At 66.9% G+C, this 14,319-nt stretch carries 13 protein-coding genes and 2 pseudogenes; 6 read left to right on the forward strand and 9 right to left on the reverse strand.

From position 1 onward, the window contains the following. Nucleotides 1–57: 57 nt before the first annotated feature. Nucleotides 58–861 (forward strand): thioesterase family protein, encoded by an 804-nt coding sequence (locus A8G08_RS05365; protein WP_068271164.1) that lies wholly within the window; start codon nucleotides 58–60, stop codon nucleotides 859–861. On the opposite strand, the gene uvrC is transcribed toward A8G08_RS05365, so the two are convergent. The 5 genes and pseudogenes from uvrC to A8G08_RS27750 all read right to left on the reverse strand — a co-directional run. Next, nucleotides 849–2,963 carry an excinuclease ABC subunit UvrC gene (gene uvrC, locus A8G08_RS05370; protein ID WP_084435962.1) on the reverse strand — a complete coding sequence of 705 codons (2,115 nt, stop codon included), beginning with the start codon at nucleotides 2,961–2,963 and terminating at the stop codon, nucleotides 849–851. The two genes, A8G08_RS05365 and uvrC, sit on opposite strands and share 13 nt — an antisense overlap. Before the next feature lie 35 nt (nucleotides 2,964–2,998). Further along, nucleotides 2,999–3,706 carry an energy-coupling factor ABC transporter ATP-binding protein gene (locus tag A8G08_RS05375; RefSeq protein ID WP_068271207.1) on the reverse strand — a complete coding sequence of 236 codons (708 nt, stop codon included), beginning with the start codon at nucleotides 3,704–3,706 and terminating at the stop codon, nucleotides 2,999–3,001. After that, a complete protein-coding gene (gene cbiQ, locus A8G08_RS05380) occupies nucleotides 3,703–4,464 on the reverse strand; it encodes a cobalt ECF transporter T component CbiQ (protein ID WP_068271167.1) in 762 nt (253 codons plus the stop codon). Before cbiQ ends, A8G08_RS05375 begins: the two co-directional genes overlap by 4 nt. After that, nucleotides 4,461–4,838 (reverse strand): PDGLE domain-containing protein, encoded by a 378-nt coding sequence (locus tag A8G08_RS27910; RefSeq protein WP_425394530.1) that lies wholly within the window; start codon nucleotides 4,836–4,838, stop codon nucleotides 4,461–4,463. The genes cbiQ and A8G08_RS27910 overlap by 4 nt, the downstream gene beginning before the upstream one ends. Further along, nucleotides 4,815–5,501, reverse strand: a pseudogene (locus A8G08_RS27750) (energy-coupling factor ABC transporter permease); the annotation flags it as partial. The gene A8G08_RS27910 and the pseudogene A8G08_RS27750, both read right to left, overlap by 24 nt. 119 nt (nucleotides 5,502–5,620) lie before the next feature. Here A8G08_RS27750 and ggt point away from each other — a divergent pair. Next, nucleotides 5,621–7,600, forward strand: a complete 1,980-nt coding sequence (ggt, locus tag A8G08_RS05390; protein WP_068271173.1) for a gamma-glutamyltransferase — start codon at nucleotides 5,621–5,623, stop codon at nucleotides 7,598–7,600. Beyond that, nucleotides 7,584–8,159 (forward strand): nucleotidyltransferase family protein, encoded by a 576-nt coding sequence (locus tag A8G08_RS05395; RefSeq protein WP_068271176.1) that lies wholly within the window; start codon nucleotides 7,584–7,586, stop codon nucleotides 8,157–8,159. Before ggt ends, A8G08_RS05395 begins: the two co-directional genes overlap by 17 nt. 12 nt (nucleotides 8,160–8,171) lie before the next feature. Here A8G08_RS05395 and A8G08_RS05400 read toward each other — a convergent pair whose 3' ends face one another. Genes A8G08_RS05400 through A8G08_RS05410 form a run of 3 tightly spaced genes read right to left on the reverse strand, consistent with a single transcriptional unit; the run spans nucleotide 8,172 to nucleotide 10,362 of the window. Continuing rightward, nucleotides 8,172–8,633 carry a PH domain-containing protein gene (locus tag A8G08_RS05400; protein ID WP_068271179.1) on the reverse strand — a complete coding sequence of 154 codons (462 nt, stop codon included), beginning with the start codon at nucleotides 8,631–8,633 and terminating at the stop codon, nucleotides 8,172–8,174. Beyond that, nucleotides 8,630–9,109 (reverse strand): 6,7-dimethyl-8-ribityllumazine synthase, encoded by a 480-nt coding sequence (gene ribH, locus A8G08_RS05405; protein WP_068271181.1) that lies wholly within the window; start codon nucleotides 9,107–9,109, stop codon nucleotides 8,630–8,632. The genes A8G08_RS05400 and ribH overlap by 4 nt, the downstream gene beginning before the upstream one ends. Then, nucleotides 9,106–10,362, reverse strand: a complete 1,257-nt coding sequence (locus A8G08_RS05410) for a bifunctional 3,4-dihydroxy-2-butanone-4-phosphate synthase/GTP cyclohydrolase II (protein ID WP_068271210.1) — start codon at nucleotides 10,360–10,362, stop codon at nucleotides 9,106–9,108. The genes ribH and A8G08_RS05410 overlap by 4 nt, the downstream gene beginning before the upstream one ends. Nucleotides 10,363–10,682: 320 nt before the next feature. On the opposite strand from A8G08_RS05410, the gene A8G08_RS05415 reads away from it, so the two are divergent. The 3 genes from A8G08_RS05415 to A8G08_RS05425 are packed head-to-tail and all read left to right on the forward strand — an operon-like array spanning nucleotide 10,683 to nucleotide 13,275. Continuing rightward, a complete protein-coding gene (locus tag A8G08_RS05415; protein ID WP_068271184.1) occupies nucleotides 10,683–11,645 on the forward strand; it encodes a daunorubicin/doxorubicin resistance ABC transporter ATP-binding protein DrrA in 963 nt (320 codons plus the stop codon). Then, nucleotides 11,642–12,439, forward strand: a complete 798-nt coding sequence (locus A8G08_RS05420; RefSeq protein WP_068271187.1) for an ABC transporter permease — start codon at nucleotides 11,642–11,644, stop codon at nucleotides 12,437–12,439. Before A8G08_RS05415 ends, A8G08_RS05420 begins: the two co-directional genes overlap by 4 nt. Continuing rightward, nucleotides 12,436–13,275: an ABC transporter permease gene (locus A8G08_RS05425; RefSeq protein WP_084435967.1), complete on the forward strand. Its 840-nt coding sequence runs from the start codon at nucleotides 12,436–12,438 to the stop codon at nucleotides 13,273–13,275. Before A8G08_RS05420 ends, A8G08_RS05425 begins: the two co-directional genes overlap by 4 nt. Nucleotides 13,276–13,403: 128 nt before the next feature. Here the strand turns inward: A8G08_RS05425 and A8G08_RS26540 are convergent. Continuing rightward, a pseudogene (locus A8G08_RS26540) lies at nucleotides 13,404–13,838 on the reverse strand (alpha/beta hydrolase-fold protein); the annotation flags it as partial. Nucleotides 13,839–14,319: the final 481 nt, after the last annotated feature.

Consider the following 14,319-nt stretch of genomic DNA (forward strand, 5'->3'; position numbering starts at 1 on the left):
CTACGTTGATTCGAACGGCGCACCGAGTGGCGCGCGGGTACGGAGGACCGACGCTTCATGAGCACGCCGATGGCCTATTTCGAGCAGGTCGGAGACGACCTGGTGCCAACCAAATACGCCGTGAGTTCCTGGTCGCCGGACATGCTGAGCGGCCCGGTGATCGCCGGCGTGCTTGCCTGGGCCCTCGAGAACGCGTACGGCGGGGACGAGTTCCTGCCCTCCCGGCTCACCGTCGATATGTTCCGCCCGGCGCGTACGAAGCCGACCCAGATCGCCACCACGTTGGTGCGCGACGGCAACCGGATCCGGCTCGGGGACGCCGAACTCATTCAGGACGGCGAGACGGTGGCCCGCGCGAGCGTGGTGTTCCTGCGCCGCTCGTCCCCGCCGCCGGGCGAGTTCTGGACCCGTGCGGACCCGCCGCAGGCGCCGCCCGCGGAACTGACCGAGCCAATAGCCGATAAGCCCTTCCGCGCCGTGTGGGGCAGTGAGGCGAGCGGCTGGACCCGCCACCGCGCAGACCATCAGGGCGCAAGCCAAAAGCGAGTGTGGTTGCGCCACCTCGACCTGGTCGCCGGTGAGAAGGCCACCCCGTTTGTGAACACCGCCCTGGTCGGCGAACTGACCAGCATGGTCACCAACTGGGGGTCCGAGGGCATGGGATACATCAACGCCGACCTCACTCTCGCGTTGACGCGACTGCCCGTGGGATCCGAGATCGGCGTGGAGGCCAACAACCATCTCACCGCAGACGGAATCTCGGTCGGCACGTCGACGCTGTTCGACGAACTGGGCGCGTTCGGTAGCGGCACGGTGACCGCGCTCTCGAACGCCAAGCGGATGGTCAGCTACTCCGGCTGACCGGCGTCGGTCGGCTCACTCTCCCCAGCCGCACCGTTTGTCTCCCCGGCCGCAACGCCCGCGCCGAGCGCCGCGAGCACGGCCTTCGCCGTGGTCAACCCGATACCCGGGACCTCGGTGATCTCCTCGACGCTGGCCTTCTTCAGGTTCGCGACCGAGCCGAAATGCATCACCAACGCCGTGCGACGGGTTTCGCCGAGGCCGCGCACCGAGTCCAGCGCGGACGCCGTCATCCGGCGCGAGCGTTTGCTGCGGTGGAACGTAATCGCGAACCGGTGCGCCTCGTCGCGGATGCGCTGGAGCAGGTACAGCGATTCGCTGGTGCGCGGCAGGATCACCGGGTCGACCTCGCCGGGCACCCACACCTCTTCGAGCCGCTTCGCCAGGCCGATCACGGCGACATCCGTGATGCCGAGTTCATCGAGAACTTCGGCCGCCGCCGCGACTTGGGGTGCACCGCCGTCCACCACGAACAGATTCGGCGGGTAGGCGAACTTGCGCGGCCGCCCGGTCTGCGGATCGATCGCCGCCGCCGTGGCCCGCTCCGGCTCGTCGGGTGTGCTGGGGAAATCGGAGCGCATGCGCAGGAATCGGCGCCGCGTCACCTCGGCGATGCTGGCGACGTCGTCGGAACGGCCCTCCCCCGCGGCCTCCTTGATCGTGTAGTGCCGGTAGTCGGACTTGCGCGGCAGGCCGTCCTCGAACACCACCATTGACGCGACCACGTCCGTGCCTTGCACGTGGCTGATGTCGACGCACTCGATCCGCAGCGGTGCCGTGTCGAGGTCGAGTGCCTCCTGAATCCCTTGCAGCGCCGCGGAGCGCGCGTCGAAATCGCTGGCCCGCTTGAGCTTGTGCTGTGCCAACGCCTCGGCGGCGTTGCGCTGCACAGTCTCCGCGAGGGCTTTCTTGTCCCCGCGCTGCGGAACCCGTAGTTGCACAGCCGAGCCACGTAGCTTGGACAGCCACTGCTGCACCTGCTCTACATCGCCCGGCAGCGTGGGCACCAAGACTTCACGCGGAACGGCCGAAACCGGGCGCTCTTCCTCGTTGTCGGATTCCGCATCCGCGTAGGCGGCCTGCTCGCCGTAGAACTGGGTGAGGAACTGCTCCACCAGTACGGCGAGATCACCGTCGGGCGTCCCGACAGCAGGAACACCGTCGGGCGTCCCGACAGCAGCAACACCGCCGGGCGATCCTTCGATACTGGGTTCGATTGCCTCACCCGACTTTTCGACCACCCAGCCACGCTGCCCACGCACGCGCCCGCCGCGCACGTGGAAGACCTGGACGGCGGCCTCGAGGTCGTCGGTGGCGAAGGCGACCACATCGGCGTCGGTGCCGTCGCCGAGGACGACGGCCTGCTTCTCCAGCGCGCGGCGCAGCGCTGCGATGTCGTCGCGCAAGCGTGCCGCGGACTCGAAGTCGAGTTCTTCGGATGCCTCCCGCATCCGGATCTCGAGATCACGCACCAGCCGGTCGGTTTGACCGGCGAGGAAGTCGCAGAAGTCCTCCACGATCCGCCGATGCTCAGCGGCGCTGACCCGTCCGACGCACGGCGCCGAGCACTTGTCGATGTAGCCGAGCAGGCACGGCCGCCCGATCTGGTTGTGCCGCTTGAAGACTCCTGCCGAGCAGGTCCGGGCTGGAAACACGCGGAGCAGCAGGTCGAGGGTTTCGCGGATCGCCCAGGCATGCGAATACGGGCCGAAGTAGCGCACGCCCTTCTTGCGGGCACCGCGGTAGACGAACAGTCGCGGATACTCCTCGTTCAGCGTGACCGCGAGCACCGGGTAGGACTTGTCGTCGCGGTAGCGGACGTTGAACCGCGGATCGAACTCCTTGATCCAGTTGTATTCGAGCTGCAGCGCCTCGACCTCGGTGGATACGACCGTCCACTCGACGCTCGCCGCCGAGGTCACCATCTGGCGGGTCCGCGGGTGCAGCGAGACGACGTCGGCGAAGTAGGAGTTCAGCCGGCTGCGCAGACTCTTCGCCTTGCCGACATACACGACGCGGCCGTACTGGTCCCGGAACTTGTACACCCCAGGTTGCACCGGGATGCTGCCGGGCGCAGGTCGGTACGTCGCGGGATCTGCCACAGGACCAGATTAGTCGCGAGGTCGGACTACTCTTCTCAGCTCATGCGGTGCTGGGCCAGCAACGCGGTGTCACCGAGCAATTCGGTGATGGGGCGGTCCGCGACGATCCTCCCCTCGTCGAGCAACACCGCGCGCTCACAGATCCGCGCGGCGTAGGGCAGATCGTGGGTGACCAGCAGCAGCGTCGTGTCGAGCGTGCACAGCACTTCGGCGAGTTCGCGGCGCGCCACGGGATCGAGATTCGCCGACGGTTCGTCGAGGACAAGCACATCGGGACGACAGGACAGCACGGTGGCCAGCGCCGCGCGCCGCCGCTCCCCGACGGACAGCCGGCCCGGTGCACGGTCCGCCAGCGCCTTCATCCCGACTGCGGCGAGCGCCTCGTCGACCCGCGCGTCGAGCTCACCTTCATCGACGCCGAAATTCGCCGGACCGAACGCGACGTCCTGGGCGACGGTGGGCATGAACAGCTGATCGTCGGGGTCCTGGAACACCACACCGACACGCCGTCGGATCTCCCGCGCGGTCTTCCGCGACAACTCGACATCGTGGATCGTCACTGTTCCTGAGACCGGCACCAGCACGCCGTTCAGGTGCAGCATCAGCGTCGACTTTCCCGCACCGTTCGGGCCGAGCACCGCGACCCGCTCGCCCGCGGCGACGTCGAGGTCGATGTCGTGCAGCGCGGGCGTCCCGTCCGGGTAGCGATAGCCGACGCCGCGCAGCGTCACTGCCGCCGTCATCGGGTCGCCCACGCGACTACGCAAATCAGTACGGCGACCAGAGCCGGAGCCAGACCGCGCAGCCACGCGGCGGCGCCCGGGCGCAGGCTGCCGTAGGTCGGCACCGCGCCGTCGTATCCGCGGGAAAGCATCGCGAGATGCACCCGCTCGCCGCGCTCATAGGCCCGGAGGAACAACGCTCCCGCGCCACGCGCGGTGGCCCCCGCCTGCCACAGAGCGCGCGGGTCGTCGCCGCGAGAGACTCGCGCCAGCCGCATGCGCGAGGCCTCGTCGACGAGCAGATCGATATAGCGCAGCATCAGCACGAGGATCGTGACGATCATGCCGGGCACGCGTAGCCGCGTGAGCGCGCCGGGAAGCTCGCGGATATGCATGGTCGCGGCGAGAGTTAGCGAAGTACCCACGCCAAGCGTGCCTTTCGCCACGATGCCCCACGCCGCCCACAGACCGGGCGTGGACAGCGTCATTCCCAGCACGTCCGTATAAGGCGCGGCGCCTGCGAACGGCAGCAACACTGCCAATACAACGAATGGCACCTCGATCAGCATGCGAGGCGCAATCCAGCGCAACGGGATTCGCGCGAGGGACCAAACCGAGACGAGCAGGGCGGCATAGACCAGATAGGGCCAGATCATCTCGCGCGGGGTTGCCACCACCGCCACCACGGCAACCATCGCCGCGACAACCTTGACGTCCGCAGCGAGCCGGTGCACTGGCGAGTGCCCAGGTAGGTAGAGCGAAACAGCAGAAGTGTTCACCCGGCCGGGGTCCGCCTGCGGGCGCCGACGATCCGGACGGTCGCTGTGAGCGCAGCGAAAGCGGCTGCCACACCGAGGATCCCCGCGACACCCGTCAGGGCACCGTTGCCGTTGATCGTGTAATCGGCCAGTGGCGAAGCGGCGAACCGATGCACCTCGGCGCGCTGCGCGATGCACTCACCCTCGAGCCGCTCGGTATTCTCGATGACGGTGCAGCCGCGCTGCGTGGTGGCGTCGAGCCCGTCCGGCGCGCTGCTCGCGAGGTAGGACAGCAGCCCGGCGACAGCGAATGCGATAACGGCGAAGCCGATCAGGAACTGGTTGACCGAGACACGGCGGGCACCTGTGCGCTGCCGCCCCGTGACGCGCAGCAGATACACGAGATCCGGCCGAGCCGATGCCACCGCGGTGACGGTGATCGCGGTGATCACGCCCTCCCCGACTCCGATCAGGGCGTGCGTGATCAGCATGTACCCGGTCACTGCCCCCAGCGTTTCGCTGCCGGCACCGCCGATCGCATATTCGAGAACGAATCCCATTGCCGCACATATTGTTCCAATCAGCGCGGCCAGGAAGCCCAGGATTGCGAGCCCGGATTCGCTCCGCGGCAACAGAACGGGAGCCAGCCCGCGAGCGACGAGATAGCCGGCGGCCACACCGATCAGAGCCATATTGGTGATGTTCATGCCGAGCGCGGTGAGCCCACCGTCGGCAAACAGCAGCGCCTGGACCACGAGCACGATGGACACACACAGCGCGCCGAGATAGGGGCCGACCAGGATTGCGGCAAGCGCACCACCGAGCAGATGTCCGCTGACGCCAGGCAGGATCGGGAAGTTCACCATCTGCACGGCGAAAATGAACGCAGCGACAAGCCCGGCCATCGGCGCGGTCCGCTCGTCGAGCACGCCGTGCGCGGACCGCTCGTCGGAATCCCCGGCGCGCGCTCGCCACGCGGCGAACCCGACACCACACACCGCGATGATCGCGGAAAATGCCGAGGTCCGGGCGTCGACAATGCCGTCACTCAGGTGCATCGCGAGGGTGTCGGAGGTGCTCACCGGTCGGAGACTACCTGCACTATCAGGGGGCGTTCGGGTGAGTAGTTGCCCACCAACTATTCCCGAAGACCGACGACGCGGTGTTAGCGTCGGGCATGACCTGCACGACGAGATCGGGCAAGGGGATTCGAGCCGGAATCGCGGCAATCGCGGCAATCGGGCTGGTGGCTGGATGCGGTACCGACGACTCACACGTCGAGGCATCCGAAGTCTGCGCGGAGGTGCCAAACGGAACGCCGATCACGGCGACACCCACGCCGTCTGCGCAGCCCGGTTCGCCGCCGACCACGCAGAACCTCGCCACCAATCCCGAGATCGCGACCGGGTACAGATCGGACATGACCGCGGTGCGTACCGCCTCGTTCGCCGTGTCCACCGCGAACCCGACCTCCACCCAGGCCGCCTGTGAGGTGCTGCGCGACGGCGGCACTGCGGCGGACGCGCTGGTCGCGGCCCAGGCCGTGCTCGGCCTCGTCGAACCGCAGTCGTCCGGAATCGGTGGCGGTGGGTTCCTCCTGTACTACAACGCCGAATCGAAAACGGTGGCTGCCTACGACGGCCGCGAAACCGCTCCGGCCGCCGCGACCGAAAACTACCTGCGCTGGGTCAGCGACACCGATCAAACCGTGCCGCAGCCCGACGCGCGGGCAAGCGGGCGCTCGATCGGTGTACCGGGGATTCTGCGGATGCTCGAGGCGGCGCACAACGAGCACGGCCAAACAAGCTGGGGCGAGTTGTTCCAGCCGGCTATCGACCTCGCCGACAGGGGCCTCACCATCAGCCCTCGCCTGGCTCAGCAGATCGCCGAATCGGCGCCACAACTCTCGATCGACGAAAATGCGCGCGCGTACTTCCTCAACCCGGACGGGTCTCCCAAGGCCGAGGGCACCACGCTCACGAACCCGGCGATGGCCAAGACCCTCGGTGCCATCGCCACCGACGGGGCGGACGCGTTCTACACCGGTCAGATCGCGCGCGACATCATCGAGACGCAGGCGACAACGACAGGCGGGCGCACGCCCGGCCAGATGACGCTGAATGATTTGCTCGGGTACGAGGCCAAGACCCGGACAGCGCTGTGCACGCCCTATCGAGATCACGTCGTCTGCGGGATGCCGAACCCGTCGTCGGGTGGGATCACGGTCGCGTCGACACTGGGAATCCTGTCGAACTTCGACGTCGGATCGATGGGTCCGCAGACTGTCGATCTCAATGGCGGCAAGCCGGTCGCGCAGGCCGTACACCTGATATCCGAAGCCGAGCGGCTCGCCTATGCCGACCGCGACAAATACGTCGCCGACTCGGATTTCGTTCCACTGCCAGGCAATTCGCCCGATACCCTGCTCAACCCCGACTACCTGAAGCAGCGCGCGGGGCTGATCGACCCGAACAAGTCGATGGGGACCGCACAGCCGGGCGACTTCGGCCCCGTGCCGCTGAGCCCACAGACCCAGGACCGCGAACACGGCACCAGCCAGGTCACGGTCGCGGACAAGTACGGCAACGTCGCATCGCTGACTACAACGATCGAGTCGGCATTCGGTTCCTTCCACATGGTCGACGGCTTCCTCCTGAACAACCAACTGACCGACTTCGCCGCCAATCCGGTCGGTGCGGATGGCGCGCCGGTGGCCAATCGAGTGCAGCCGGACAAGCGCCCGCGCAGTTCGATGTCCCCGACCCTCGTGTTCGACAAGGCCTCCGACGGCTCGCGGGGCGAGATCGCATTCGCCACCGGATCCCCCGGCGGCTCGGTGATCATTCAGTTCGTGGTGAAGACGCTCGTCAACGCCCTGGACTGGGGGCTCGACCCGCAGCAGGCAGTGTCTGCTGTCGATTTCGGCGCAGCGAACACCCCGGTTACCAATGTCGGTGGTGAGCATCCCGCCATCGACGCGAGCAACGACGGCGCGAATGATCCTCTGATACAGCAACTTCGAGCGATGGGACAGCAGGTGTCGGTCGCGCCGCAGTCAAGCGGATTGAGTGCGCTCCAAAGCGAGGAAAACGGCTGGATCGGCGGTGCGGACCCACGCCGCGAGGGAGCCGTGATGGGCGATGTCACCACAGGGTGACCAGCACGTCGCCGGACTGCTGCTCGCGGCCGGTGCCGGACGCCGGTTTGGTGGCCCGAAAGCGCTCGCGACGGTCGACGGCCGTTCATTGCTGACCACTGCCCTGGATGCCTTGCGGGGCGGTGGCTGCTCGTCGACCGTCGTGGTGACCGGTGCGCGCGGTGACGAAGTCGCGAAGCTGCTGCCCGACGACGTACAAGAAGTACATTGCACCAGTTGGGAACTCGGCATGGGCGAGTCCCTACGCACTGGGCTCGCCGTGCTAACTTCAACGAATGCCGTTGCGGCGCTGATCCATCTGGTGGATCTGCCGGACGTGGGAGCATCGGCGATCTCCCGGCTGTGCTCGCTCGCCGCGCCCGAAGCGCTGGCGCGCGCGACCTACGGCGGTCGTCCGGGGCATCCGGTACTCGTCGGGCGGAAGTGGTGGCCCGAGGTGATGTCGTCCGCGCACGGCGATCAAGGTGCGCGCGAATTCCTCACGGGTCGAACAGATCTCGTGCTTGTCGACTGCTCGGACCTCGCCGGCGGCGCGGACGTGGACTATCCGGTCAGCTGAGAACTCAGCTAATCAGCTGGTGTACTTCGCGCACAGCGCGCGGAACCGCAACGTCGCGTCGACCGCGCGCTCGCGGTCGTTGGCCTGAATCGCGAGAACCGGTATGTACTCGTCGTCGGGCAGGTCGATCCGCGCCCACGAGGCTCCGTCGGGGAACGACAGGCCCTGCACCAGGTCCCACGGCACGCTCTTCTCGCCGAACCCGTTGCGCACGAGGACGCCCGAAGCGCCGGCGCGCAGCCGCGGCCGGGTCAGCAACAGCACGCCACCGGCGAGCAGGAAGCCGAGCAGCACCATCGCGATCTGATCCGTCACCCCGAAGTACACGCCCGTTGCGGACGTACGCAGCAGCAGCGCGACCACGACGAAGAGCACGACCAACCCGGCCGCGATCGCCATTGCGACCCGCGCGGTCTTACGGGGTCGAACGTCGAGTTCCCAAGCTGTATCGGTGGCCACGGTTGCCGGGGTCATCGCTGCTCGCGCAGCGAACGAAGCGTGACGGCGGCATCCAGAGCTGCTGCCGCAGCTTCGGCGCCCTTGTCCTCTGCCGAGTCCGGCAGGCCCGCGCGGTCGAGTGCCTGTTCCTTGGTGTTCGTGGTCAGCACGCCGTTGCCGACCGGCTTACCGGCATCCAGCGAGACCCGGGTGAGACCGGCGGTGACAGCATCACACACGTACTCGAAATGCGGTGTGCCACCACGGATCACGACGCCCAGCGCGACAACTGCATCGTGATCGCCGGCCAGTGCCTGCGCGACCACCGGCAGTTCGCCCGCGCCGGAAACGCGCACGATCGTCACGTCGCTGACACCGGCCGCCTTCGCGGCGCGCTGCGCACCGGCGAGCAGAGCCTCGCAGATGTCGTCGTGCCAACGGGAGGCAACGATGCCCAGCCGCATGTCGGCGGCACCACTGACGACCAGATCGGGAACGCCCTCACCACTCATCGCGCGGTTCCCCCGGCATCGAAGTCGTCGAGGCCGATCAGGTCGTGTCCCATCCGATCCCGCTTAGTGCGCAGGTAGGTCAGGTTCTCGGCGTTGGCACGCACCGGCATCGCGACGCGCTCGGTGATGTGCAGGCCGTAGCCGTCGAGCCCGACCCGCTTGGCCGGGTTGTTGGTGAGCAGTCGCATCGAGCGGACACCGAGATCGACGAGGATCTGCGCACCGATACCGTAATCGCGTGCGTCGGCAGGCAGGCCGAGCTGGAGGTTCGCATCCACGGTGTCGTGGCCGGAGTCCTGCAACTGGTAGGCCTGCAACTTGTGCAGCAGGCCGATGCCGCGGCCCTCATGACCGCGCATGTAGAGCACGACGCCCCGGCCTTCCTGAGCGACCATGTCCAGCGCCGCATCCAGCTGCGGGCCGCAGTCGCAGCGCATCGAGCCGAACACATCACCGGTGAGGCACTCCGAGTGCACCCGGACCAGCACGTTCTCGCCCAGGCCGTCATCGCCGGGGATGTTGCCGCGCACCAGCGCGACGTGCTCGACGTCCTCATAGATGCTCTGGTATCCGACCGCACGGAACTCGCCGTGGGTGGTCGGGATGCGGGCATCCGCCACGCGAATGACGTGCTTCTCGTGCTTGCGCCGCCAGGCGATCAGGTCCGCGATCGAAATCAGCGCGAGCTCGTGCTCATCGGCGAAAACGCGCAGCTCCTCGGTGCGCGCCATCTCGCCTTCGTCCTTCTGGCTGACGATCTCGCAGATCACGCCCGCGGGACGCAGGTCGGCCATGCGGGCAAGGTCAACCGCGGCCTCGGTGTGCCCGGGGCGGCGCAGCACGCCGCCCTCCTTGGCGCGAAGCGGGACGACATGGCCCGGGCGGGTGAAGTCGTTGGCGCCGGTGTTCTCGTCGGCCAGCAGCCGCATGGTCTGGGCGCGGTCCGCGGCGGAGATACCGGTGCCGATGCCCTCCCGGGCGTCGACGGTCACCGTGTACGCGGTGCCGTGCTTGTCCTGGTTCGTCGCGTACATCGGCGGCAGGCCGAGCCGGTCACAGTCCTCGCCCGCGAGGGGAACACACAGGTAGCCGGAGGTGTAGCGGACCATGAACGCCACCAGTTCGGGCGTGGCCTTCTCCGCGGCGAAGATCAGATCGCCCTCGTTCTCACGGTCCTCGTCGTCGACGACGACCACTGCCTTGCCGGCAGCAATGTCGGCGACTGCGCGCTCGATTGTGTCGAACCTGGTCACGACTGCATGCTCCAAATCACGAGACTGTCACGGAAGGTAACTCGTCAGTAGTAATACGATACGTCGGCTCATCTGCGCTGCTGTAACCGCTCGGGTTCTTGGCGATGAGGCGACTCAACGCTACGGCACACCTCGGCGCGACCCACGACCTGGCGGAGGAAGCGCCGGCGTCGAGACGAGTCACGGGGCTTGCTCGCACCCCGCGGCCAACTGCTATGTCAAGGCGATCGCACAAACGGGGTAACATCGCGGCACCCACCGGGGATCTACTTATTGGACAATCGTCCATTTCCCGCACGAGACTAATGACTGGAGAGTGGATGCCGAATTCGCACGACGCAGCGGTGGTCGTCGACGGGATTCACAAATCCTTCGGCGGTGTGCACGCGCTGCGGGGGGTCAGTTTCACCGCCGAGCGCGGAACCGTGCTCGGCATTCTTGGGCCCAACGGTGCAGGTAAAACGACAACGGTGAAGGTGCTGTCCACGCTGTTGCGGCCCGACAGTGGTACGGCCACCGTCGCAGGGCACAACGTCGTGTCCGAAGCGCAGGCCGTGCGCCGCGCGATCATGATGACCGGACAGTATGCCGCACTCGACGAGAACCTGTCCGGTCGCGAGAACATCGAACTTTTCGCCCGGCTGATGGGGATGGATAAGCGGGGTGCTCGGCGCCGTGCCGACGAACTGCTCGAGCAGTTCGATCTGACCGAGCCCGGCAAGCGCCCGGTCAGCGGGTACTCCGGAGGTATGCGACGCCGGATCGATCTGGCCTGTGGCCTGGTCGTGCGGCCCGACGTCGTGTTCCTCGACGAGCCGACCACCGGTCTCGACCCCCGCAGCCGCCAAGGCGTGTGGTCGCTCGTCGCTGCACTGAAGGAGCAGGGCATCACGGTCCTGCTCACCACGCAGTACCTCGAGGAAGCCGACGTGTTGTCGGACAACATCATCGTGATCGACCACGGCACGGTGATCGCCGAGGGAACCGCCGATCAGCTCAAGGCGCGCACCGGCACCAGCTACTGCGAGGTCGTGCCGCTGGATCCGCAGCAGCTTGCCGCGGTCGCGACCGCGCTTGGTGATCTTGTGCCCGCCAACGCTCTGGCCGACAGCGACGGCAGCGATCGACTGTCCATCCCGGCACCGGATGGAGCGAAAACGCTCGCCGAGGCGTTGCGTCGCCTCGACAACGCCCAGGTCGAACTGGCCGATATCGCGCTGCGCCGCCCCTCGCTCGACGATGTCTTTCTGGCCGTGACCGGCCACACCGGCGGCCACCAGTGACGGCAATCGACTTCAGCGCCGCGGCGCACGAACGCCTGAGTCCCAACGGGTTCAAGCAGTGGCGTGCCCTGCTCGGCCGGATCATGCGCACCATGATCGGCCGTGGCGAACTGGTGGTCGCGGTCCTCACGCCACTGGTCTTCACCCTCGGGTTCTATCTGCCGCTGAAGTATGTGATGTCGGTCCGCGGCATCGACTACGCCCAGTACGTCATGCCGATCATCGTGCTGCAGACGATGGCGTTCACGATGATGTCGAACGCGCAACTCGCCGCGTTCGAAACGATGAACGGTTTCAACGAGCGCATGCAGACGATGCCCGTCGCGTCCCTCGCCCCGCTCGGCGCCCGCATCTGCGCGGGGATCGTCCGCTCGATCGTCGCCCTGGCCGCCGCGATCGGGTTCGGCTACATCATCGGCTTCGAGTTCGTCGCCGGCCTCGGGCAGGCCGTGCTGTTCTGCGTGTTCTCCCTCGCGGTGAGCCTGGTGCTCTCACTGGGCGCCGACGCGCTCGGCGTGATCACCAAAAACCCGCAGGCCCTCAGCCAGGCCCTGGCCCTGCCGACGCTGATCCTGGGCATGCTGTCGTGCGGATTCGTCCCGGTCACCGGCTTCCCAGAGTGGATCCAACCCTTCGTGCGCAACCAGCCGATCTCGCAGTTCTCCATCTCGATGCAGGCCATGACCACTACCGGTGTCTCCCTCGACCTGTTATGGCCCTCCCTGGTGTGGCTCGCCGGCGCGGCCGCCCTGTTCGTGCCGGTCGGGGTTTGGGCGAGCCGGAGGCGCGGATGACCACCACCGACCCCCGCACCGACCTCGCCCTACCCGAGCCCAAGCACCGGTACGGCGAGCGCTCGGTCCACGCCCTCTGCGAGCACAGCATGCTGCAGACCAAACGCCTGCTGCTTACCTGGTTACGCTCCCCCGGAACGCTGTTCCAGGTCGCGCTCTACCCGGTGCTGACCATGCTGATGCTGCACATCGTGCTAGGCGACTCGGTGACCGCCGCGACCGGGCAACCCAGCATCTACGGCACCGTGCCGATGATGTCGCTGATCGCCGCCATGACCGGCGCACTGGTCAGCGCCCTCGGACTGAGCGCCGAAAAGTCCACCGGTCTGCTCGGACGATTCTGGACGATGCCGATGCACCGCGCCTCCGGACTGATCGGACGACTGATCGCCGAAGCGCTGCGCGTGTTCCTCACCACGGTGGTAATTATCCTCGCCGGGATCCCGCTCGGCTTCCGATTCGACCAGGGCCCACTGGCCGCGATCGGCCTGCTCTGCCTGCCCGTCGTCTTCGGGGTCGGCTTCGCCGTCCTGGTCACCGCGCTCGCCGCCTACGTGGACGCCATCCTGCTGGCGAACGTGGTCACGATCACGGTCTCACTGCTGATGTTCTTCAACTCCGGCTTTGTCCCGGTACAGGCCTACCCGACCTGGCTCCAGGGCTTCGTCGAGAACCAACCCATGTCCTGCGCCATCGACGCCATGAAGAGCCTCGCCCTCGGCGGCCCGGTCGCCGAACCCTTGATCAAAACAATCATCTGGTCGGCCGGCATGTTCGCTGTCTTCATCGGGCCCGCCATTCGCGGATACCGCAAAGCCGCCGAAACCGGCCGCTGAGTCCAGCGGCACTCGCCTCCTGCACCCATCGTCCCGGCGAGCATTGGCCACGAGGCGTGCAGATCGTCCTGCCAATAAACCTACGAGTGGGTGCCAGGCGGGCGGAAGTTGAACGTGGCCGGGATGCCTCAGCTGCCCCCCAGCCGGTTGGCAAGATTGTGCGTGCACCCGTTGGTCGCTGCCTCGATGACATCACCGGCGATGACCTGGTTTGCCAGTGTGTCAACCTGACCGTGAATCGGCCGGTCGCTCAGGGTGTCGTGGGGGCCAGGAAGACCCGGGCCAGTGGAGACGTAAATCGCCTGCCCGCGCAGCTGCTCCGCGTGAACAACCGGTCGTTGGCCGCCCATGTCGGGTCGTCCCGCTGGCCCCACATGTTTGTGACTGTCTCCGCGGCCCCAGACATTCACCACGATCTGCACGTACTGCTGACCCGGCGGCTGGGAGGTCTCGGCGCAGCCGGAGTAGGCGCCGACGGCCTTGTACAGACCCGGCGCAGCAATCGCCAGATTGAAGGCCGTGGTACCGGAGGTCGAAATCCCTGCAACCGCATTGGCCCTGGTGGTGTTGAACGCAGCCCATGGCCGTCGAGTACACCGTCACGGTCAGGTTCCGCGCATCTACTTCATCGATCGAAACGATCTTCGACCCGTCCTCCGAGGTCGCGGCGGTCACGCCACCGGACGGATGAGCAGCGGCACCACCGGCGAAGGGAGTCGTCAGCAAGGCGCTGCGGATCGGAGCCCGCGCCCCATAACTTCGAGCTGCAGACTAAGCGCTGGGGCATGGGATTTATAGCTCCGACTCGTGCAGGAGAGAAGCCATTTACCCCCAGTCAGACGAAAGTCACGATAACCGCGCAGATTCGGGATCGCCTGGACATTAGCCAAAGATCGGGCGTAGTGGACATACCTTCCATTGGAGTTTGCCGTGGTGGTCCCGCCCCCCGGGCGTCTCTTTCCACGAAGGAGTCCGGTCTGCAATGCGGCCATCCTTCGAAACGACGTGATCGCCGCAACCTGTCTCGGATCGAGACTGTTGCGG

The sequence above is a fragment of the Aldersonia kunmingensis genome (genome assembly GCF_001646865.1).
GTDB classification, from domain to species: domain Bacteria; phylum Actinomycetota; class Actinomycetes; order Mycobacteriales; family Mycobacteriaceae; genus Aldersonia; species Aldersonia kunmingensis.